Genomic DNA, 21,948 nt, shown 5'->3' with positions numbered 1-21,948 from the left:
AGTGAAAAAGGTTCGTAAGTCTTATCAAAGTATTTACGAGCCTTTTTTAATACTAATGCGAAACAGACGAGAATCTTTGTAGGTTAAATGCCAATAGCGAATGTATACCTAAGCCATCCTTTCCAAGCTGTGCAAAAATCTCTCCTCTGTACGAGTTGCACGAAAGGAGGAAAGTCAGAAGGCAGCTTGTCGGTTTTCTTTTAATTCTTATTTCAATCTCAGTTTATGTAGTTTTTGGTATTTCACATCATCGGCGCAGAACGGGCTTTCTTGACAAATAAGCATTCTAAAAATATAGTTGAGTCAAAAGCTGCAAGACAGGAGAATATCATGAAAATTAGAGCCGCAGCATTGTCTGATCATAAAGAACTAACTCATTTGTCGAAAGTACTAGGCTATCCAATCGAAGAAGAAGTATTGATCGAGGGTTTAAAGAGGATCTTAGCTGAGGAGGACCATCTCTTACTGGTCGCTGAAATAGGGGGAAAAGCAGTTGGAATGATTGAAGCACAGCCGTATTCAACAGTTTATTCTGCCGGGCGATTTTTTAATGTCCTAGGTTTGGTAGTGGACGATCAAGTGCAAAAGCAAGGGGTTGGGGGGGAACTACTGTCGGCAATTGAAGAAGAAGCCCGACAGCGAGGAATGCAAGGCATTCGATTAAATTCGAATGTCAAACGCCATGCTGCCCACAGGTTTTATGAAAACCATGGCTACCACAGCAGTCATGAACAGAAACGGTTTATCAAGGAATTATAAAAATACAAAGACGCTGGAGGAGTGACAAACGACTCTTCAGCGTCTTTTTTTGTATTCACTTTAATTGGTTCAAAAGACTAATATTTATGGAATCAAAGCCAACAACAGTCGTTTAATCTCCTCATAAACCTCTCCGGTTTCCGGTGTCACACGCTGACGATTCTGAATGATAAAAAGATCACGATAGCGGTACTCTGGATCAAGTTCCTGCCAAGGCAACTCTTCTGGTAATGAGAGTTTCGAAATGATCGATTTGCCGATGTTTTGTTTTAGTAGGGACAAAATCACTTCACTGTTATTGGCTTTGATGATTTGCGGATTTAGGTGCTGTGCGTATAGATAGGTTTCGTTAATGTAGTACATCCCCGAGTCATTTTCCCGCAAGACCCAAAAATCAGAAGCGAGGTTGCCTGCTAACACCAATTCATCACGATAAACGAATTCTTTTTGGATCAATGGCGAAACGATTGATTTTTCAATCAGGCCGATATGGGCTTTGTTTGATTCGACGGCATCGATCACTTCTTGCGAATTCATGATTTTGATTTCAAAGGCAAATGTTGGAAATTCTGCAATCAGCTGTGCCATGATGCTGGGCAGTAAGTAAACGGCGGTGGTATTCGAACAAGCGAGCACACACTCTGTTTTAAAATTTTTGGCGTCTTTGGCTTGCGAAAAAATAGTGGACAATGAGCGGAGAGACTCGACCACACGAGGATACAAAAACTCCGCTTGGCTGGTGGGTAAAATCAATTGTTTTCCTTTACGTTCAAAAAGTTTGAAGCCAAGTTCCGCCTCTAATCGTTGGATTTGCAAAGAGATCGTTGGCTGAGTTTTATAGAGCTGTTTTGCGGCAAGACTAAAGTTTCTCGTTTCATAAACAACAATGAAGGTTTTGAGCAATTCAATCATTTTGCGGACTCCTTTATTATTAATAAAATTTATAATTAGTATTTAAAAGTACAATTTTACAAATAGTTATCAGGTGATTATAGTATAAGTGTAGAGAAAAAAGAAAGCAAATTTAATTGAAATTTTCATACGTTTAGAAAGGATGAGTTGATGAAAACATCGATTCAGCATTTTTTGCATTCATTGCCAATCCCGATTTGTGGCTTGATTTTAGGCACTGTGTCTTTGGGGAATTTATTGTATTCAGAAGGAATGGAGACGGTTGGAAATGGGTTTTGCACCCTTGGTATTTTCATCATGGGGCTCTTCCTTCTGAAAGTATGCTTTACATTTAAGCACACGATGTCAGAGTTACAAAACCCAATCGTTGCTTCGGTGGCGCCAACCTTTACGATGGCGCTGATGGTGATTTCCACTGTTTTTGAACGGGTCATTCCCGATGCAGTGGTGAATGATCTGCTCTGGTGGGGGGCTATCGGCTTACATTTTGCTTTAATGATCTATTTTGTTGTCGTGCATATTTTGCCTGTCGACCTTTCGCTGGAATACATTTATCCAAGCTGGTTTATTACCTTCGTCGGGATTGGCGTAATTCCCAATACTTCTGCTGTCTTTTTTAAAGAGCTAGGAGAAGTGATCGTCTGGATCGCATTGGTATTGTATTTTGCGCTTTTGCCGATTATTTTAAAGCGAATCGTCCATCAAAAGCTGACGGAACGGGCGGCAGTTCCTTTGATCACGATTTTAACAGCGCCAGGTTCTCTTTGCTTAGCAGGTTACCTTTCCGTATTTGAACAAGGCTCTGCTTGGTTTGTCGCCTTTATGCTGTTATTGTCACAAACGATTTATTTCTGTGTTGTCGCTTATATGAAAAACATGCTGGCAGTCGGCTTTTACCCAAGCTATGCGGCATTTACGTTTCCTCTTGTGATTTCAGCGACTGCTATGTTCAAATCAGCGCTGTTTTTTGCGAATCACCCACTGATATTTGGGTTTCTACAAGCCTTAACGATTATTGAAACAAGCTTTGCCGTGATTGTCGTCAGCTATGTGTTAGGAAAATATGCTGTTCATTTGTATCAGCAAACCAAAGCGCTGATTGCCGGTCATAGTTACTAAGGAAGCACAAAAGATCATCCATTTTTTAAGAAAATGCGTAATCTACGCAAAACAATAGCACAAGTATTTGAAAAGAAAAGGAAGGGATCGCACATGAAAAGTACACGCAGAAAAGTTGTCGTTGTCGGAACAGGTTTCGTTGGAACGAGCATTGCGTATTCCATGATCAATCAAGGACTGATTAATGAATTGGTCTTGATCGATGTCAACCGGGACAAAGCAGAAGGAGAAGCCCTCGATTTGTTAGATGGTATGTCATGGGGGCAAGAAAACATCAAAGTTTGGGCGGGAGAGTACTCGGAATGTAAAGATGCTGACATCGTCGTTATTACCGCAGGGGTCAACCAAAAGCCAGGACAAACACGGCTTGAATTGATCGATGTGAACGCCGAAATTATGGCAAGCGTCACAAAACAAGTGATGGCTTCAGGATTTGATGGCGTGCTTGTCATCGCTTCAAACCCAGTCGATGTCTTAACTTATCAAGCATGGCGTGTGTCCGGTTTGCCAGCCAATCGTGTCGTTGGTACGGGAACGACCCTCGATACCACAAGACTTCGAAAAGAAGTGGCAGCAAAATTAGCCATCGATCCACGGAATATTCATGGGTATATCATTGGGGAGCACGGTGATTCGGAAGTCGCTGTCTGGTCCCATACAACGATCGGTGGGCAACCGATCGTAGAATTGATCAAGCAAAAGGATCGTTTGACCGTTGCCGATCTAGCGGTTCTTTCTGAACGAGTAAAAAATGCCGCCTATGAAATCATTGATCGAAAACAAGCAACTTTTTACGGAATAGGGATGAGTGTCGCAAGAATCGTTCGAGCGATCTTAAATGATGAGCAAGCGATTCTACCGGTTTCTTCCTACCTTGATGGAGAATATGGCATCAACGATTTATTCACAGGGGTTCCTGCAGTTGTGGACCAAAACGGTGTTCGCGAAATTATTGAATTGACGCTTACTCCTGAGGAAAAACGGCAGTTTGATACTTCGTGTCATCAGTTACGAGCAGTAATTTCCACAATTGGACAAAGCAAAGTCAGCTGATCTCTAGAACACCAGTAATGAAATCCTCGTGTTCATTTTTGCCAAAGCATGGTTCGACTATTTACGGTCGGCCATGCTTTTTTTACATCTAGCCAAGAATGTTAAAAGGAAATGGCTTATTTTACGCGAAGCACCCAGTATTCAACTCTCTTTTTTCTTACTCCTTTAGAAAAAAACAGACTCAGTGAATGACAGAAAAAGAATGATCGATCAACCTTACAAACTTTCCGAGTTGTAAAAAGTGACAAAGTGTCACCTTGTGTGGTATTCTTCAAAAAGTGACACTTTGTCAATATTTGGAAAACAGGAGGAAAGAGCAATGTTTCTGGCTATAAAAGAAATGCGTTATTCAAAATTAAGATATGGGCTGATCGTAGGAATCATGTTTTTGATCGCCTATGTTGTTTTTATATTGTCTGGCTTAGCAACCGGACTTAACTGGGATTTTAAAAAGGCCATCGTCGACTGGGATTCATCCGCGATCGTTTTATCAGAAGATGCGAATGACACATTTGCGGCTTCGCAATTGACGAGAGGGGATTTAGACCGTGTAGCAGGGACCCAAAAAGCCCCGATTGGTTTATACAGCAGTGTCATCACGGTCAACGATGAACAAGTCAATGTGACTGTTTTTGGTACACAAGACGATGCGTTCTTGTTACCAGAAGTCTTAGAAGGTAAGCAGTTTTCAAAAGAAAATGAGATCACGATTTCAGAAAACTTAGCAGAAGAAGGTATCAAGGTCGGGGATCAAGTGAAAATCGGACGCTCAGATGAAACCTTCAAAGTCGTTGGGATCACCCCAGAAACGTCTTATACGGTGTCACCAGTGATTTATACTTCCCTCGATACTTGGACGAAAATGAAGTTTGCTAATCAACCATTTGCATCTGACAAGGAGCAGCCCATCAATATCATTGTGACCAAATCAAGTGATCCGAAAGTCGATAACCAAGAAGGAACACCGCTCAAAGTGTTGGCAACGGAAGACTTTATTGAAAAGCTTCCTGGATTTTCTGCCCAAAACTTGACCTTAAACGCCATGATCTACTTCTTGTTTGTTGTTGCAACGGCAATCGTGGGAATTTTCATGTATGTGATCACCCTACAAAAAACGGCGATTTTTGGTGTGATGAAAGCCCAAGGGATTCGGACCAGCTTTATTGCTAAATCAATTATTGCGCAAGCATTTATGGTCGGTGTGATCGGGGTAGCCCTAGCCTTTGCGGCGGCATACGGCACCAGTTTATTTTTACCAGATGCCATGCCATTTTTCTTTGAATTAAAGCAATGGCTGCTTTATAGCGGCATCTTGATTCTCGTGGCAGTTCTAGGCGGCTTATTCTCCATTCGGACGGTCACAAAAGTCGATCCAATCACGGCAATAGGAGGGTAACAAAGATGAAAGACATTTTAGTAATGAAGGATATTATAAAAAAATTTGGCAAGCAACATACGGAAGTAACGGCATTAAAAGGACTGAATTTTCATGTTCAAGAAGGGGAGTTTGTCAGTATCATCGGCCCTTCTGGTTCAGGGAAAAGTACTTTTTTGACCATCGCTGGCGGCTTACAAAGTCCAACATCTGGAGAGATCATCATCAACCAGGTGAACTTTTCCCAATTAAATGAAAAGCAACGAGGGAAGTTGCGTTTTAAAGAGATTGGGTTTATCTTGCAAAGCTCGAATTTGATCCCTTTTCTAACGGTAAAGGAACAATTTTATTTGGTCGACAAAGTTTCAGGAAAAGCCAAGGAAAAGGAACGGATTGATGAATTGCTTGCTTCATTAGATATTCTCGACCTTCAAGACAAGTTTCCCCGCGATTTATCTGGTGGGGAACGTCAACGAGTAGCGATCGGCAGGGCGTTGTTTAATGACCCAAGCTTGATTTTAGCGGATGAACCAACTGCCAGCTTAGACACCGATCATGCGTATGAAGTCGTGAAGTTATTGGTGAAAGAAGCACATGAGAAAAAGAAAGCGACAGTCATGGTCACCCACGACGAGCGAATGATCCAATGGAGTGATCGCATTTTCCGAATGGAAGATGGCAATCTCATCGAACAAAACGCCCCATCAAGAGAAACTGCACAAGTCTGAGTGGAAAAGTAGAGGGATTTGTTTATAATAGAGGGAGTAGATTGCGAATGATGGAGGAGAACCCCTTGCCAAGTACAACATTTTTTCATTTAAAACAAGAGAAAAAAGAAAAAATCGATGCCGTGCTTTTAGAAGAATTTTTCAGCAAGCACATCAGTCAAGTCAAGGTCTCTGCCATTGTCGAAAAATCGCACATTTCTAGAGGGGCGTTTTACAAGTACTTTCAAAACTTAGAAGATGCCTATGACTATGCGATCACCAACTATTCCAACCAAATCCATTCTGCGATTTTTACGTTTATCAATCGCAACAAAAATGATTTTTTCAAAGGGATCGAAGAATACTTGGCTTGGTGCAGTCAATGGTCACCTGAAGATGATCATTGGAAAATGATCCACTTATGTACTCAAAGCAATGCCTGGACGAAGCGCGATGCGATCCCTGACGATTCGCCCATGATTCGTCAGTGGTTGGAGCTGTTGGAAGAAAATCGCTTCGCGATCCATGATACGCAAGAAGCCGTCAGTTTCCTTTACTTTATTATGGCGGTCGTGATGGATAGTCTGACAGATTTTATTTCGAATGAATGGACCGCAAAAGAGCTGATCAAAGATTTTCGCTATAAGGTGCAATGGATCAAGTATGGAATCAAAGAGCACAACAAAGAGGACAATGAAAAAGAATGAATGCTTCGACAAGAGGATGGACCAAATACCGCGAGCGGCGAAGAAGTTCATTTACAAAGAAAGAGGTGCCCGACAACTGAAACAGTTGTCGGACACCTCTTTTTTGAGGGAATGATTATTTTTTATTTACACGTTTCGCAATGATCGGCAAGATCAAGCCAATCAAAAGAAAGGCGATTGGCGTAATGATATTTAAGGCCAATTGGAAGAACCAAGCTTGCGGATCTGCCGCATAATCAAGCTTAGGAACCATCCCTAAAATGCAGGCAAAGGCGGTGAACAAGAAGCACCATAAGCCGATCCCAAAGCCAACCTTGGTGTTTTTCACGAATTTATAATCGGAAGTAAAGCGATTGGCATGTTTGTTGACTAGCATAAAGGCTAAGAAGACCCATAAGTAACGCAATGGCATGACGACTGAATTCAAGTTCAACAACCAACGATACAGTTCGGTCATATTGCCGATTCCTAGTGCTGGAATGATGATCAAAATGCTGACTAGGATACCAGTCATAATATACCCATTCACTGGTGTTCCTTTTTTGTTTAGTTTTGCTAAGCCATTTGGTACAAATTCTGAATCAGCATCAGACAATAATATTTTCAATGGGGCATCAATTGAAAAGGCCAACGCAGAAATTTGCGCCAACGCATTGGCGATGGAATAAAGAATGACAAAGAAATTGCCGATTCCGTAGAAGTTTCCTAGTCGTTGAAAGGCTTCATAAGCGCCGTTGACCATCAAATCTTCTGGAATATGGTTGGCATCAAAAAGCATCCCCATAGCAATCGAGCCGAGCAAGGCACATAATGCCACCATACCGGCTAAAAAAATCATGCCTTTTGGAAATTCTTTGGCAGGATTTTTTGTGTTATTTACGTAAGGCGAGATTTTTTCACAGCCACCTACCGCAAATACCAGCATCGAGATCGTGGTTAAATAAGTAAAGTCAAATTTAGGGATATAGGTTGAAACAGATGACATGTTTGGTGTAGCAATTTCAGCACCAGTCATTGCTGGAGCAGTCACTGCTAAAAGGATAAAAAGAATCGACATCACGAACATGGCTGTTCCGGCGATGTTCCCAATCATTTTTAAGGTCGTCAATCCTTTAGAGGCAATCCATAAAAAGAATAGAAAAATAGCTAAACAAATCAACGAGACTTCCATGGAACCCATCGTCGATACAAATGTACCATTTCCTTTAAATAACCAACTCAATGATACTAAGATTCCTTGGGGTTTTTGTGCCAAATAAGGCACGTGAACGACCCAATAAGTCCAAGCAGCAAAGAAAGCCAACCGCTTTGTTGAAGTTTCTTTGATCCATGAGGAGACCCCACCACTGGACTCTTTGAAGGTCGATCCTAACTGACCAACACTTAATGCATAGGGTACAAAATAAAGAGCCATAATTAATAGCCACGAAACAACAACAGTCAATCCTTGTTGAGCGTAGTTGTTTACAACATTTCCCAGTCCCCAAACAGAGACGAACGCCATCAGCGCAATATTATACCAGCGTAATTGTTTCTCATTCATCGCTTTCTCCTTCTTAAAAAATAATTTTCTGACTGGTTAAAATAGAGCGTTTTTTGAAATTTAGTGAGAAAAAAAGTTTCTTTCCATAAGCGCTTGATCACTATCAAGTTTCTTATGCACTTTTTCACAAATGTCAAAGGTCAAATTGAATAAAAAATTTCACTTGCTTCTTTTTTATCCAGTCGTCGATTTTCCATAGTTAGGATAAACCTCTGAATTATTTTGGTCAAGAAAAATTAAATTGTTATTTAAAAAAAATAATAAATTTCTGATGATAGCAAAAGCAAACATCATCATTCATTAATAATCTGAAAGAAATCCAACTACATTCGGTCAAGGGCATGGATGAAAGAGGGAGTGTTTCATTTAAATGAATGGATGCATAAAGATGGAAGAAACCCTTTCGAAAGGCTTTTCACTGGTACTTTTGGGTAGATTTTTAAGTGAAGGAAGCAGGAGAGTAGTCGTAGTTTTTTTGTTTTTCTAAGAAAAATTTTACGCGAACATTCTTTCAAAGAAACACGAAAACAAAGATAGCCGAATGCTTCGTTCCATCGAAATCACTCGGTTTTTTTCGCCAATTTATAGGAGGTTGGTGTTATTCGCTCAAACACTGGCCATAAAAGCAGATAAAAGACGAAGTTTCCACTGGCATGGAAGACATCGAACAGTAGTCCTTGAAGGTAATAGGCAAGAAACGAAGGAAACTGATAAAGCCAAACCTCCATCAACGAAACGATCAAGCCATAAAGAAGTCCGCAAAGTAAGGCAAAAAAAGCTTGCAAGAAGCGGTTTTTCTTGATGATCGGTACTTTTCCAAGCTGATGAAAAAGAACGATGGTGACAGTAAGTGCAGCCAATTGACTGATCGTCCAGGGACCCATACCTAGATAGATATTTGTTCCGAGCAAACTTAGCAAGGCAATCATCAATGCATCGGTTAAGCAGTAAGAAAAAGCCACTAAAAATAAAAGGGCACTCATAGGCTGAACGTTAGGGATAAAGACAAAAACCAACCGTCCAACGATACACGCTGTAGTGAGCAGTGCTAAATGAGAAATTCTTTGAACGGAGAATACCTTGGATTGGGGAGGAAGCATGAAAATCGCCGTCTTTCTAATTGATAATCATTCTCATTATACATGAGAAATAATAAAATTCAAGATTGAAATACACATTATATAGTACGATAATGAAAAACGAGCACAATATGTTGTGTTTTAGAAGGCGAGGGAAAGAAATGGACTACAAAAAACAAACGATTGAGAAATTGAACGAGGATATCAAGTTGTTCCAAGAAGTTTCGGCGATCACACCAGAAATGACCCAAACATTTGAGGGAATCGCTCGTTTGATTATGCTGGATCGTTATTCATACAAGGATCAAACCCATCAAACATTGTGTAAGGATGATTTGGTGATTTTGACAACGAAAGCTGATCCTAAATATCCTGCGCGAGGAATCGGTGTTGTGAAAGCAATCGATGGGGAACTAGTCTCTATCGAAGTGGAAGAGGCCTATCGCTCAGCGTTAGAAGATATTGATGAACAAGCCAATGGACTTGTTAAAAGAAGAAAAAGTGACATTGAAAAACCGTTAGAACTCTTTTTTGAGCAAGTGGCGCATCGTGTAGCCAAAGGGATTTCTGCCAACGAGTCCCATGACCAGGAGCGCTTCTTCGAGGCGTTTTACCAACAAATCGTGGCGCAAAACCTAATTCCCGCAGGCAGAGTACTTTATGGAGCAGGAACAAATTCTCAAGTTACCTACTTCAATTGCTTTGTGATGCCTTTCATCCATGATTCCCGAAAAGGGATTGCTGTTCATCGACAAGAAGTTATGGAGATCATGAGTCGAGGTGGCGGGGTTGGAACCAATGGGTCGACCTTGCGACCAAAATCAAGTGTGGTCCACGGCGTCAGTGGTCGATCTTCTGGAGCAGTTTCTTGGTTGAACGATTTGGCGAACTTGACGAACCTTGTCGAACAAGGTGGTAGTCGCCGCGGAGCGCAGATGATTATGATGGCAGATTGGCATCCAGATATTTTTGCGTTTATTCTTTCTAAAATTCAAAATCCTGCTGTATTGCTTCACCTGAAAAAAACAGTCACGAATACAGCAATCAAACAACTAATCAATGAAAAACTGCAATTTGACCCTTTGACAAAAATGGAAGAAAGAATGTTCACTTATCTAGCGCAACTGCCTGAATCGTCAGATAAGGAACATAATGACATGATCCAAAAGGCCAAAGAAAAATTGCGAATAGGTGGCAGCTATGCGGTAAAAGAAAGTGATTTCTTAACTGGCGCGAATATTTCAGTCTGCTTGACAGAAGAATTCATGGAAGCAGTGAAGACAGATGGATGGTATGAGCTGCGCTTTCCAGATATTGACAATTATTCGGAAGCAGAGATGGCGCAATATGATGCAAAATGGGCGGAAGTTGGTGATGTGCGAGAATGGGGAGATGCTGGTCATAAAGTCAAAACCTATCAAAGGATCAAAGCTCGTGAGTTATGGGATTTGATTACTTTTTGTGCAACGTATTCTGCTGAACCTGGTATTTTCTTTATCGATAATGCCAACAAGATGACGAATGCTACAGCATACGGACAAAAAGTCGTGGCAACCAATCCGTGCGGTGAACAGCCCCTAACCCCTTATGCCGTCTGTAACTTGGCAGCCATCAATCTCGCAAACATGGCGGATCGTCAAAAAGGAACCGTCGATTTTGCCAAACTAAAAGAAACCGTGAAGACAGCGGTTCGTTTCCAAGACAATGTTATTGACGCAACGCCTTACTTTTTTGACAAAAATGAGCAGCAGGCGAAAGGGGAAAGACGTGTTGGGTTAGGGATTATGGGCTTGGCAGATTTGCTGATCTACTGTGGGAAAAAATACGGATCAGCAGCAGGAAATCAATTCGTTGATCAAATTTTCGAGGCAATGGCAGTCACGGCCTATGAGGCATCCATTGAATTGGCGAAAGAAAAAGGCAGCTTTCCCTTCCTGATTGGAAAAAATAACCAAGAGACGCAAGCGTTGCGGAAGAAATTTATCGATACAGGATACATGAAAAAAATGCCAGCGCACAGCCGCGAAGGCGTGCTGCGATTCGGTATTCGCAACTCTCATCTTTTGACCGTTGCGCCCACAGGATCGACAGGCACCATGACGGGAGTTTCAACTGGTTTAGAACCTTACTACTCCTTTTCTTATTTTCGAAGCGGTCGACTAGGTAAGTTTATTGAAATCAATGCAGAGATCGTTGACGAATACCTGATGGATCATCCTGAAAGCACCAAAGCGGAGTTGCCGGCATGGTTCATTTCCGCTATGGAGTTGACGCCCGAAGAGCATGTCGGTGTGCAATGCACCATACAACGCTGGGTGGATAGCTCCATTTCAAAAACGGTCAATGCACCAAAAGGATATACAGTAAGCCAAGTAGCCAAGGTTTATCGAGATCTTTATGAAGGAGGAGCCAAAGGAGGGACCGTCTATGTAGACGGCAGCCGAGATTCACAAGTACTTACCTTAGAAGCGGTTGAAAATGAGCTGACCGCACAAGTTGAACCGCTGTCTGTCGTTCAAGTAGATGAACCCGTCGCCTCTGGTGAAATCTGTCCCATCTGCCACGAGGGAACCATTGAGGAAATCGGCGGCTGCAGTACCTGCACAAACTGTAAAATCCAATTAAAATGCGGGCTCTAAGAAAAAACGAGATCGATAAAATAACTCTTATCCGCATACTGGATAGAAAAACGATTAGTATTTTGACTATTGGAGAGGAAGAAATAGATGAAAAAAGTATTTGTCGTATTCATGCTAGTGAGCACACTACTTGTCGCTACAGGATGCCAACAGGCAAGTGTAACGCCAGAAAGCACGCAGCAAAGTTCCTTGAAGCAAGAACAAGGAACAGCAACGATCGTCATCCAAAATCAAGAAGCTGTGACCTCAAAAGAAGTAACATTCCGAGAAAATGAGTCGCTGCTGGAAGTAATGAAAGAAAACTTTGCGATCAAAGAAAAAGATGGCTTTATCACCTCTATCGACGGCATCAGTCAAGATCAAAAAGCCAATCTATTTTGGGTCTATACCGTCAATGACGAAATGACCGATAAAGGGGCACAAGCGTTGTTTTTAAAGAACAATGACACTATCACATTTGATTTGAAAGCATTCTGATTTGTTTGATTCTAAGGATCTTTACTGGTACAAAAGAATTTGCCCATAAAGAGCTTTATCTATAAAGATAGACCCTTGCGTTGATTTTGGAGGCAGTTTTGCATTCAAGTTCTACTCAAGAGTCTATTCTTGTTTTTCTATCAGGGGTTGGGGTGGTCACTTAGTTTATTTTAAAATTGGAATAATAGAAGTAAAGATACCATTACATACATAAGTTTTAACGATGATGCTTCTTTCGTATTTTGGCTTGCGTTCCTATTTTTGTAGAAAATAATTTTTTATAGAAGAGTGGAAATGGACAAAAATTTGATTTATCCGTTAGCTTAAGTGGCTAACGCTTCTATTCTCTAATATATGGTTTTACTTACTATTTTTCTTGAGATTGTTTCCCAATCTGCTTGTTGTTCATAAAAACAATGTTATCATTGTATCATCAGATGTAGGTGGCAAACAGTGGTCTAAAACATGAGCGTTGATTACAAATAAGGTTTTTTCGTTCTCTTTGTTTATTGATCAGAAAAGGTAGGAGGAGAATAATGGTTGAGGTACTTTTGATGTGTGGCGTTAGTGGTGCAGGCAAAACCACTTACTCAAAACAAAAAGAGCAAGAAGGCTATGTAAGATTAGCAATAGATGAATTGATTTGGGAAGACTATGGCGTTTATGGTGTTGATTACCCTTCGGAGAAATATGCAAAAGTTTCTTCATTATCTTCAGTTAAATTGAAAGAGCTTACAGTAAAGGCTGTTCAAGAAGGAAAAAACGTAGTTGTCGATTCTAGTTTTTGGGCTAAAAGTCACCGAGACGCTTATAGAGAACTACTGGCAGCATATGATGTGACGATTAAAGTAATCTATCTAAAAGCTGATTATGATACTTTACGAAAACGATTAGCGATCAGAAATAAAGTCCAAACTGCAAATTCCGCTTTTCCTATTACAGAAGAAATCCTTCAACGGTTTTTTTCAGGATTCGAAGAACCGGTAAATGAAGATGAGGTAGTGATCGAGCAAAAGAATATATGAAGTAGCATCAAAACGTTTTTTACTCTTTTTCAATACAGTTAGTCTTATTACTGTGCAGGACACGAAGGACAGTCATGCTAGAAGCAAAATAGTGATTGGCAATTTCTTTTCTTGTTGCATTCTTCGATAGAAGAAAAAATTTAGCGGTGACCACCCCAAATGAAGAATAAGAGCAGCTATTACGAAATTTGTATCCAATTGCTGATGAGAGGAATTAGATCAGCCAAAATTGTAAAAGAGGGTAAGAAATAGGAGAACTATTTTAAAAAGACGATCGTCCCCTCAGAACCTTCAGAATGCAAATAGAATAAAATCAATTGATTGTATGGGTGAGTTATGAAAGTTCAGTATAAACTAATTTTTCTTTTTATATTATTTAATTTGATAGGGTTAGTTATAATTGGAGATCCTACAGATATTTTTTATATAGTGTTAAATTTTTCTCTTCCTGTGTTATTTATAGTTTTAAGATTGTTTTTTTCTGATGTGAAAAACAGGAAATTGTTTTGGCAAAAAAGGTCGCCATACTTTGGAGAGCAAAGAAGAAAAATAAATAAAAACATTTTAAATCTATTTTTTATAATAGGATTAGTATGGTTTATGTATTTAGTTTATCAATACCTGAATTAAAAAAACAAGGGACATGACATAGGTTAACTAGTTATGCTCCTTGTTTTATGGTGTTACGATAATTAGTGTTAGCGTAATATCCATGGATTTTTTGAAGAATATATGGAGATAATATAAGTAGGGGTTCGCGCCACGATTTACCTGTTCATTGGGTGTCAAACCCACTGACTAAAAGTTAGGTAATTTGAAGAAGTAAGATTTCTTATGCGAAAATTAAATTTATTTATGAGTATAGTAAGTGAAAATAGCGTTCAAATAGAGTGTAATATGAGTATGAAAAACTCTTTTGGAGGGGTGCGTTATGAAGAAGGAAAAAGAAAGAATTCAGATTGCGGTTGAAAAAGATCTAAAAATGGAAGCAGAAGATATTTTACATGATTTAGGAATGAATCCCACTACGGCAATTACTATTTTTTATAAACAAGTCATAGAAAAAGGGGGATTACCCTTTGAGGTAAAACTTTCTGAACAAACAAAGCAAGCTAGGCGAATTGCTAAGTTAGCGAAAAAATCTACTAATGTGACGAGGATAGATGATAATAAGGCTTTCGAGGCTTGGTTGGATGAAGATCAATAAAATAGTTTCAATTTACGTGTCTTAAGTTGGTAAGCAACAATGAAAAAGACGACCAGTTTTGATTATTGAGAATAGTGAAAATGAAGTTCTTTTTTATGCGATTACAAGCAAGTTTGAACACAAATCAGAGCGCATAAAAAAGCTTTATTTTCATATCAATGATTGGCAAGATTCAAATTTAAAAAAAGAGTCTTGGATTGACACAGGAACGTTATTCGTTCTTTCCAAAGAAAAAATAGATTTTAAATATAAAGATATAGCGGAACTATCTCAGAAAGATTTGAATCGTTTAGAAGAGTTTCTTAAGGATCGCTTTTAGAAGAATGAACAGCATTAAAAATACACTACCTTTTCATTTGGACTAGGTAGTGATTTTTTTGATTTCATATCTAATTTGTAGTGGTAATAGTGAGAAAAAAATTACTGTAAAGGTTTTTGAATTAGCGAAGCACTCACTGAATTTATACAGAAGCTATTACTTCCACAAATTATCTGACTCAGTTAATTTATGGAAAAACGAAGCATTTCACGTGCAAAGAGTTCAGTCATCTCGTAGAAAAAAACTTTTCGAAAAGCATAGCTCTTACATACATCATTTAATAAGAAACTTTTTGACAGCAAGGCATTTCTTCTTATTCACTTGGCAATAAATTAATTATAAACAAAAAAATGGAACAGCATAAATGTTTTCGAAATGCTTTCGCACCAACATTTACCTGTTCCGTGGGTTTGGCACCCAATGGGCCGTGAGGGGCTCGAACCCGCGACCCGCTGATTAAGAGTCAGCTGCTCTACCAACTGAGCTAACGGCCCGTACCAAAAGTACTTCATTATCTTAGCACTCCATTGTTGAAAAATCAATCATTCTTTTGAAAAAAATATGTGCTTTTTTCAGTTGAGAAACTGGCGTTATCTTAATAAAACACCATTTGTTTCCCAAATTCAAATGATAGGAAATTCTTAAAAGATTGATCAGATTGCTTTAAAAACTCAGAAAACCGTGATAAAATGTATCTAGTTATCAAAACTAGATGATTAGTTTGTGATAATCTAACCTTCTGTTCGTCAAAATGGAGGATGACATGGAAAAATTACAAGCAGACATGAAAAATTGGGGCAATTCATTGCTGAAATTCCATCTGCCGAGATGGGAAGAATTGCCAACACTGGAACTGTATATGGATCAGGTGATCACGTTGATCGATCAATATTTATCACCGGTGATCCAAACGGAAAAGCATCCGCTATTGACCTCTTCCATGGTCAATAATTATGTCAAAAAAGGGATGATTCCAGCACCAGAGAAGAAACGTTACAATCAAAAGCATCTCGCATTTTTGATTGCGATCACGATGCTCAAGCAAGTGCTGACGATTCCTGAAATAAAGACGGGGATCCTTTTTCAAGGGAAAGTTGTCGGCATCAGAAATGCCTACAATGTATTTTGTGAAGAACAAGAAAAAGCGATCCACCTTGTCGGCAAAGAAGCGATGGGAGAACCCGAACAAATGACGTCGGAACCGATCCCAATTGAATTAGTAGCCATGAAAGGTGCGACGCGTTCCTTTGCCAACAAACTATTGGCAGAAAAAACGATTGAATTAGAAGTCATTTATTTAGAAACACATAAAGGAGAAGCCCATGAATAAAGAGAAAATTGCCCTATTAGTTGATTCAGGTACCGATGTTCCCGCACAGATCATGGAGCAATACGGCATGTATATGCTGCCATTGCAAATAATCTACAAGGATCGGACCTATACCGATAAAGTTGATATTACTGCGGAAGAAATCTACGAGCGCTTGCCGCAAGAGATCCCTAGTACCTCGTTACCTGACGGTGCTGCGATCGGGGAAATCTTTGATCGGATCAAAGCCGATGGGTATGAGAAAGTCTTTGCCGTAACCATCTCCAGCGGATTGAGCGGAACGTTTAACGTCGTTCGCCTGTTAGGTGAACAACGGACGGATCTTGAGGTTTTCGTACTTGATACGAAAAATATCGGAATCGGTGCAGGGCTGCAAGCGATTCGTGCAGCAGAACTCTTAGAAAAAGGCGTGACTTGGGAAGAACTGCGGGCACAATTAACGAATGAAGTGCCGAAAAACAAAGTCTTTTTCAACGTAGCTACCTTAGAGTATTTACAAAAAGGCGGCCGGATCGGTCTGGTTGCATCTATCTTAGGCAATGCCTTGAAATTGAATCCAATTATCTCTTGTAATGAAGAAGGGATCTACTATACGGTCGCAAAATCTCGTGGACGGAAGAAAAGCTTGGACAAAACCGTTGACTTGATCAAGCAATTCATCGGTGATCATCGCCATGTGCGTTTAGCCGTGGCGCAAGGTGATGCACTGCAAGAAGCCAAAGAGATGAAAGCACGATTAGAAGCCGAATTTCCTAAGGTCAAAGAAATCTTATTTGGACAAATCTCTCCCGCATTAGTCGTCCACACGGGACCTGGGTTGCTAGGGATCGGTATCCAGCTTTTAGAAGAGTAAAAAAGAAAGGCCCCGTGCCTTTCTTTTTTGTGCTTTCCTTAAGAATAAGGCCGCGGTTTTTGGGAAAGATGAAAAGCCCGTTTAAATAATGTATAATAAGTAAGAAACCAAAAAAAATTGAGGTGACATTTTTGAAAAAGATCCTAGTCGTGGACGATGAGAAACCAATTTCTGATATCGTCAAATTTAATTTAACCAAAGAAGGATATGAAGTATATACCGCCTATGATGGAGAAGAGGCATTAGAAAAAGTAGCCGAGGTCGATCCTGATCTGATTTTGCTTGATTTGATGCTGCCAAAAATGGATGGGTTGGAAGTTGCACGGGAAGTGCGCAAAACCCATGACATGCCGATCATCATGGTCACAGCCAAAGATTCTGAAATCGATAAAGTACTAGGCCTCGAGCTTGGTGCGGACGATTATGTAACCAAACCATTTTCAAACCGGGAATTGGTGGCCCGTGTCAAAGCCAATCTGCGTCGCGGCTCGGCAGCTGCGAAGGAAGCAGACGATAACGCCAACAGCGAATTAACGATTGGTGATTTAACGATTCATCCTGATGCGTACATGGTCACTAAAAATGGTGCAGCCATCGAATTGACGCACCGAGAGTTTGAATTGATGCACTACTTGGCAAAACATCTTGGTCAAGTGATGACCCGGGAGCATTTATTGCAAACGGTTTGGGGCTATGACTACTTTGGTGATGTTCGGACCGTTGACGTGACGGTGCGTCGTTTACGTGAAAAAATCGAAGACAGCCCGAGCCATCCAAATTATTTGGTTACTCGTCGCGGAGTGGGCTATTACTTGCGGAACCCAGAACAGGAATAAGCTATGAAAAATAAAGTTCGCTTTTTTCAATCGGTGAACTTCAAAATCGCCCTGACTTTTATCTTGATCTTATTGATTGCGATCCAGATTATCGGGGCGTATTTTATTCGCGAATTGGAAAGAACAACGGTCGATGCCTTCAAACGCGACATGGAGGCACGTGCCAGCACGTTAGTGGTAACATTAGGCTCTGAATTGAGTCGAATGGATAATGATGACGGTTTAGATTGGGATTCCATGAATGCTTCCTTGAATCGAATCTTAACGAGTACCAACTCATCGGAAATTTTGGAGATGCGGGTGGTGGATGAGCAAGGGATCATTCGTGCAACCACCAATATCAATGATCGTGGCTCGGTGGGAGAAAAAAATGATTACCGTGATTACGATACGAACCGCAGTGAAGTCCTCTATGATGAATCCAGCGGCCAGCGGGTGTTCAATATCGTGCAGTCGATCCAATCACCGACAGGGGATACCGTTTTAGGAACCCTTTATTTACGGAGCAATCTTGAGTCAAAATACAATGAAGTCAGTACGACTGCTGTCATTTTTGTGACAGCCTCACTGATTGCGGCAGTGATTTCGATCATTGTGGCACTATTGGTCTCTCGTTCCATCACCCAACCGATCGGAGAGATGCGCGAACAAGCGATTCGCATCGCCAAAGGAGATTATAGCCGCAAGGTCGCGATTCATGGGAAAGATGAATTGGGACAACTGGCGGAGACCTTTAATCAACTAGGGGAACGAATCGAAGAGACTCAAGAGGCGATGGAATCCGAGCGAAACCGCTTGGACAGCGTCTTGTCTCACATGACCGACGGCGTTGTTGCCACCGACCGACGAGGCAAAGTCATTACCATCAATGAGATGGCGATGTCCTTGTTAAATGTCAGCAACGAAGAAGCGATCGGGCAGTCGATTTTGACGTTATTGGAAATCGATGAAGAATACACGTTACGAAAGCTTTTGGAAAATCCTGAAGACATGCTGTTGGAGCGTCCTAGCAATGATTTGACGGGAACAAATCTGATCTTGCGCATCGATTTCTCCATGATTCGTCGGGAGTCTGGCTTTATTTCTGGGTTAGTTGCGGTAATGCACGATGTCACGGAACAAGAAAAAAATGAGCAGGAACGGCGAGAATTCGTTTCCAACGTTTCTCATGAGTTACGGACACCATTAACGAGTATGCGCAGCTACATCGAAGCGCTGAGTGAGGGTGCTTGGAAAGACCCAGAAATTGCGCCGAACTTTTTGAAAGTGACGTTGGATGAGACGGATCGAATGATTCGCATGATCAATGATCTGTTGAGTCTGTCGCGGATGGATAGTGGCAATTCGCAACTGCAGTTGGAATATATCAACTTCAATGAAATGGTCAATTTCGTGTTGGATCGTTTTGACATGATGGTGACGAATGAAAGCAAAAAATACTTGATTCGTCGGGAGTTCACTAAACGAGAATTGTGGGTGGAAGTCGACACGGACAAAATGATCCAAGTGATCGACAACATCATGAATAATGCCATCAAATATTCGCCAGATGGTGGGATCATTACGGTGAAATTGATGGAGACCCATAACAACATCGTACTTAGCATCAATGACCAAGGACTAGGGATTCCGAAAAAAGATCTCACGAAGATCTTTGATCGTTTTTACCGAGTCGACAAAGCTCGTGCCCGTCAGCAAGGAGGTACTGGCTTAGGATTGGCGATCTCACGAGAAGTCATCAAAGCTCATGGCGGTGCGATTTGGGCGGAAAGTCGAGAAAATCGCGGGTCAACATTTTATATCATGTTGCCGTATGAACCGTATGAGGAGGATTGGTGGGTATGAGAATCTCAGAAAAAATCATTCGTGTAGGCTTGATCGTGATGATCGCCTTGAGTTTTTATTTCTCCTATATGATTTGGCTGAATCCGACTGGGTTTAACAATGCCAGCACGGAAACAGATACCGGCGTCAATCCTTCGGTTCAAACCTACAAACAAAAAAGCGATTTGTTTTTGCCCCTGTATTTGACTTGGAATGACGAGGACGCGATCAAAGAAACTAACTCTGAAGCAGTGATTCGTGAGATCCAAGAGGCGATCAATGAGGCAACGATCAGTGATTTGACGCTGCGAACCTATGGCGAGGAACAAGCTTTTTCAAAAGCCCAAGAAGTCAATCAAGGGGTGTCCTTAAACTACTATACAACGTTTTACTTGAAAGATTATGAGAAAACCTTTGAAAAAGAGCTGTCCTTAGAGGACGAAAGTGAAACAGAGGATTTTCCGTTTTCCCGCATCCAGTTTGACCTTGAAGAAAACACGATCCAATTTGTTGATTTTACCCATCAACGAGTGGTGCGAGGCAAAATCGACTGGGACAAAAGCCAAGTAAAACACTTACTAGCAGACAACCCTCGGGAATGGACGACAATGGTGGCAGATGAAGAACGATCCAGCAAGCAATATTATACGCAGGATTCGATCAAGCTGAAAAAATACAGCTACTATTCTTCGACCCAATCTCAGAGCTTATTTCGAGAAGCCTTTTTCAGCAATCCTAAAAACGTCAAGATCAATGATGAAAGTGTCGATACCTACTATTATGAAGGTGGGCAAAACATGACGGTCTTGCAAGATCAGCAGCAAGTCAAGTTTGAAACTACCACAGATAGTTCCGATGAAACGGATCTGGCGATGTTGAGTGCGGATTATATTATTCGTTTAGGCAACAATTTTGGGACGATCCGCTATTTTGATCAACAAGACAAGCACTTGGATTATCGGGTTTTCGTTGAAGGCTATCCCGTCTTTAGTACTGGTGGTCAAGGGGTGATCAGTGTGGCTTTTTCAGAAAGTGGTCAGACCGGCAGTCGGGAAATGACGATTTCTGCCAGTTTGAACGCGATTCAAGTGCCGATTCCTTCTGAAACCGAGATTGAATTACCCTCTAGTTTGTCGGTCAAAAATGATCTGATTGCGGCAGGGGCTGATCCTGAATTATTGCAACAGATCATCGTTGGCTATCAATGGGGGGAGATCAAAGATGCACCACTCGTTGATTTGACGCCTGCTTGGTATGTCAATTATGACTCGTCTTGGATCAGTTATGATGCATTAATGACAAAATTAGCAGAAACGGAGGAGAATTAATTGGATTTTAAACGAATCGAATGGATTTTTTTCCTCGCTTTTCTTGGTCTGAACGTCTTTTTATTCAATGTTTACAGTGAGGCTCGCAGCGAGCATCAGATGGTTTCACAATCAAACCAAACGATTCCTATCGAACAACGCCTCGAGTCTGAGGACATTCGGTATTCTGGCGAATTATCAGATGAGGTCTTGAGTGGCTATTATTTGAGCGGTGAACAGACGGATTTTGATGTGGAGCTACGAAATCCGCAACTCAATACGCAGTTCAAAAGAGGGTCGACGGTCAAAGGTCAGCAGTTGATCCATGTCTCAACCAATGGCTTTTACATCAGTGATGATTCCCAAACGGAAGAAACCGTCAATGGTTTTTTGCAACGAAAAGATCAAGTCCTGTTTGGGGATGAATATGACTATTTGGAAAACCTCTCTGTCTTGAACGCCAATCATCCGACCGTGGTGGCGGTTCAATCCTATGAAGGCATTCCTTTCAATGACAGCTCAAGTCGGATCGATATCACCTTAGAACAAACGGATGATCTACTGCAGATTGCCCGTTACACGCAAACACATATCTCCAATATTACGTCTCTAAGGGAAAAGATGACGGTCTATTCAGAAAAAGAAGCAGTAAATACGCTTTATTTAAACAACAAGCTGCCGAGTCACTCGAAAATTCTCTGGACGGAATTAGCCTATACGATGATTTTGAAGGTTAGGGAAAAAAATGTGTATATTCCTGCATGGTTTATTGCGTTCCAATTAGATGGCGATGACACCATCCAAATCGAAACGGTCAATGCCTTTAGCAATCGGATCATCACGAATAATGCCGTTCAAAAGGTAGAAAATCCATAAA

At 40.9% G+C, this 21,948-nt stretch carries 19 protein-coding genes, 1 tRNA gene and 1 pseudogene; 17 read left to right on the top strand and 4 right to left on the bottom strand.

Annotation, left to right across the window (positions count from 1 at the left end):
* Nucleotides 1-330 precede the first annotated feature (330 nt).
* Nucleotides 331-759, top strand: coding sequence for a GNAT family N-acetyltransferase (locus A5870_RS12730; RefSeq protein WP_086293195.1), 429 nt, complete (start codon nt 331-333; stop codon nt 757-759).
* Between the two features lie 84 nt (nt 760-843).
* Here the strand turns inward: A5870_RS12730 and A5870_RS12725 are convergent, their stop codons facing one another.
* The gene (locus A5870_RS12725; RefSeq protein WP_081118354.1) at nt 844-1,671 is read right to left on the bottom strand and encodes a LysR family transcriptional regulator; all 828 of its coding nucleotides are present in this window, start codon (nt 1,669-1,671) and stop codon (nt 844-846) included.
* Nucleotides 1,672-1,821: 150 nt separating this feature from the next.
* On the opposite strand from A5870_RS12725, the gene A5870_RS12720 reads away from it, so the two are divergent.
* The 5 genes from A5870_RS12720 (at nt 1,822) to A5870_RS12700 (ending at nt 6,632) form a co-directional block, all read left to right on the top strand.
* A complete protein-coding gene (locus tag A5870_RS12720; RefSeq protein ID WP_086293193.1) occupies nt 1,822-2,790 on the top strand; it encodes a TDT family transporter in 969 nt (322 codons plus the stop codon).
* A 93-nt stretch (nt 2,791-2,883) separates the two neighbouring features.
* Nucleotides 2,884-3,843: an L-lactate dehydrogenase gene (locus A5870_RS12715; protein WP_077453596.1), complete on the top strand. Its 960-nt coding sequence runs from the start codon at nt 2,884-2,886 to the stop codon at nt 3,841-3,843.
* 319 nt (nt 3,844-4,162) lie between these two features.
* Nucleotides 4,163-5,239 carry an ABC transporter permease gene (locus tag A5870_RS12710; protein ID WP_086293191.1) on the top strand — a complete coding sequence of 359 codons (1,077 nt, stop codon included), beginning with the start codon at nt 4,163-4,165 and terminating at the stop codon, nt 5,237-5,239.
* Nucleotides 5,240-5,244: 5 nt separating this feature from the next.
* The gene (locus A5870_RS12705) at nt 5,245-5,946 is read left to right on the top strand and encodes an ABC transporter ATP-binding protein (RefSeq protein ID WP_077453594.1); all 702 of its coding nucleotides are present in this window, start codon (nt 5,245-5,247) and stop codon (nt 5,944-5,946) included.
* 47 nt (nt 5,947-5,993) lie between these two features.
* Nucleotides 5,994-6,632 (top strand): TetR family transcriptional regulator, encoded by a 639-nt coding sequence (locus A5870_RS12700; RefSeq protein ID WP_086293189.1) that lies wholly within the window; start codon nt 5,994-5,996, stop codon nt 6,630-6,632.
* A gap of 115 nt (nt 6,633-6,747) precedes the next feature.
* Here A5870_RS12700 and A5870_RS12695 read toward each other — a convergent pair whose 3' ends face one another.
* Together A5870_RS12695 and A5870_RS12690 are read right to left on the bottom strand one after the other, a co-directional pair.
* Nucleotides 6,748-8,175 (bottom strand): APC family permease, encoded by a 1,428-nt coding sequence (locus A5870_RS12695; protein ID WP_005225272.1) that lies wholly within the window; start codon nt 8,173-8,175, stop codon nt 6,748-6,750.
* Between the two features lie 560 nt (nt 8,176-8,735).
* Nucleotides 8,736-9,275, bottom strand: a complete 540-nt coding sequence (locus A5870_RS12690) for a hypothetical protein (RefSeq protein WP_086293186.1) — start codon at nt 9,273-9,275, stop codon at nt 8,736-8,738.
* Between the two features lie 140 nt (nt 9,276-9,415).
* Here A5870_RS12690 and A5870_RS12685 point away from each other — a divergent pair, with 140 nt between their 5' ends.
* The 5 genes and pseudogenes from A5870_RS12685 to A5870_RS12660 form a co-directional block, all read left to right on the top strand.
* The gene (locus tag A5870_RS12685; protein WP_086293184.1) at nt 9,416-11,893 is read left to right on the top strand and encodes a vitamin B12-dependent ribonucleotide reductase; all 2,478 of its coding nucleotides are present in this window, start codon (nt 9,416-9,418) and stop codon (nt 11,891-11,893) included.
* Between the two features lie 87 nt (nt 11,894-11,980).
* Complete coding sequence (locus A5870_RS12680) at nt 11,981-12,370, top strand: DUF4430 domain-containing protein (RefSeq protein ID WP_016610514.1); 390 nt, start codon at nt 11,981-11,983, stop codon at nt 12,368-12,370.
* 536 nt (nt 12,371-12,906) lie between these two features.
* Entirely contained in the window at nt 12,907-13,395 is a 489-nt protein-coding gene (locus A5870_RS12675) for an AAA family ATPase (RefSeq protein ID WP_034868317.1), read from the top strand.
* A 931-nt stretch (nt 13,396-14,326) separates the two neighbouring features.
* On the top strand, nt 14,327-14,602 hold the full coding sequence (locus A5870_RS12665) for a type II toxin-antitoxin system RelB/DinJ family antitoxin (RefSeq protein ID WP_086293180.1): 276 nt from the start codon (nt 14,327-14,329) through the stop codon (nt 14,600-14,602).
* Between the two features lie 55 nt (nt 14,603-14,657).
* A pseudogene (locus A5870_RS12660) lies at nt 14,658-14,921 on the top strand (type II toxin-antitoxin system PemK/MazF family toxin); the annotation flags it as partial.
* 421 nt (nt 14,922-15,342) lie between these two features.
* Here the strand turns inward: A5870_RS12660 and A5870_RS12655 are convergent.
* A tRNA-Lys gene (locus A5870_RS12655) sits at nt 15,343-15,415 on the bottom strand.
* A gap of 269 nt (nt 15,416-15,684) precedes the next feature.
* Between A5870_RS12655 and A5870_RS12650 the strand changes: the two genes are divergently transcribed.
* The 6 genes from A5870_RS12650 (at nt 15,685) to A5870_RS12625 (ending at nt 21,947) form a co-directional block, all read left to right on the top strand.
* A complete protein-coding gene (locus A5870_RS12650; RefSeq protein WP_010747605.1) occupies nt 15,685-16,251 on the top strand; it encodes a DUF1836 domain-containing protein in 567 nt (188 codons plus the stop codon).
* Nucleotides 16,244-17,104 (top strand): DegV family protein, encoded by an 861-nt coding sequence (locus A5870_RS12645; RefSeq protein ID WP_005225280.1) that lies wholly within the window; start codon nt 16,244-16,246, stop codon nt 17,102-17,104. Before A5870_RS12650 ends, A5870_RS12645 begins: the two co-directional genes overlap by 8 nt.
* A 131-nt stretch (nt 17,105-17,235) precedes the next feature.
* Nucleotides 17,236-17,940, top strand: coding sequence for a response regulator YycF (yycF, locus tag A5870_RS12640; protein WP_010747607.1), 705 nt, complete (start codon nt 17,236-17,238; stop codon nt 17,938-17,940).
* A gap of 3 nt (nt 17,941-17,943) precedes the next feature.
* A complete protein-coding gene (walK, locus tag A5870_RS12635) occupies nt 17,944-19,785 on the top strand; it encodes a cell wall metabolism sensor histidine kinase WalK (RefSeq protein WP_086293178.1) in 1,842 nt (613 codons plus the stop codon).
* Nucleotides 19,782-21,092, top strand: coding sequence for a YycH family regulatory protein (locus A5870_RS12630; protein WP_086293176.1), 1,311 nt, complete (start codon nt 19,782-19,784; stop codon nt 21,090-21,092). The genes walK and A5870_RS12630 overlap by 4 nt, the downstream gene beginning before the upstream one ends.
* The gene (locus A5870_RS12625) at nt 21,093-21,947 is read left to right on the top strand and encodes a two-component system regulatory protein YycI (protein WP_086293174.1); all 855 of its coding nucleotides are present in this window, start codon (nt 21,093-21,095) and stop codon (nt 21,945-21,947) included.
* Nucleotide 21,948: the final 1 nt, after the last annotated feature.

It is taken from the genome of Enterococcus sp. 2G9_DIV0600, from assembly GCF_002140615.1.
GTDB classification, from domain to species: domain Bacteria; phylum Bacillota; class Bacilli; order Lactobacillales; family Enterococcaceae; genus Enterococcus_D; species Enterococcus_D innesii.
Note: the sequence above shows the minus strand (reverse complement) of the source record. Positions and strands in the feature narration are given on the sequence as shown.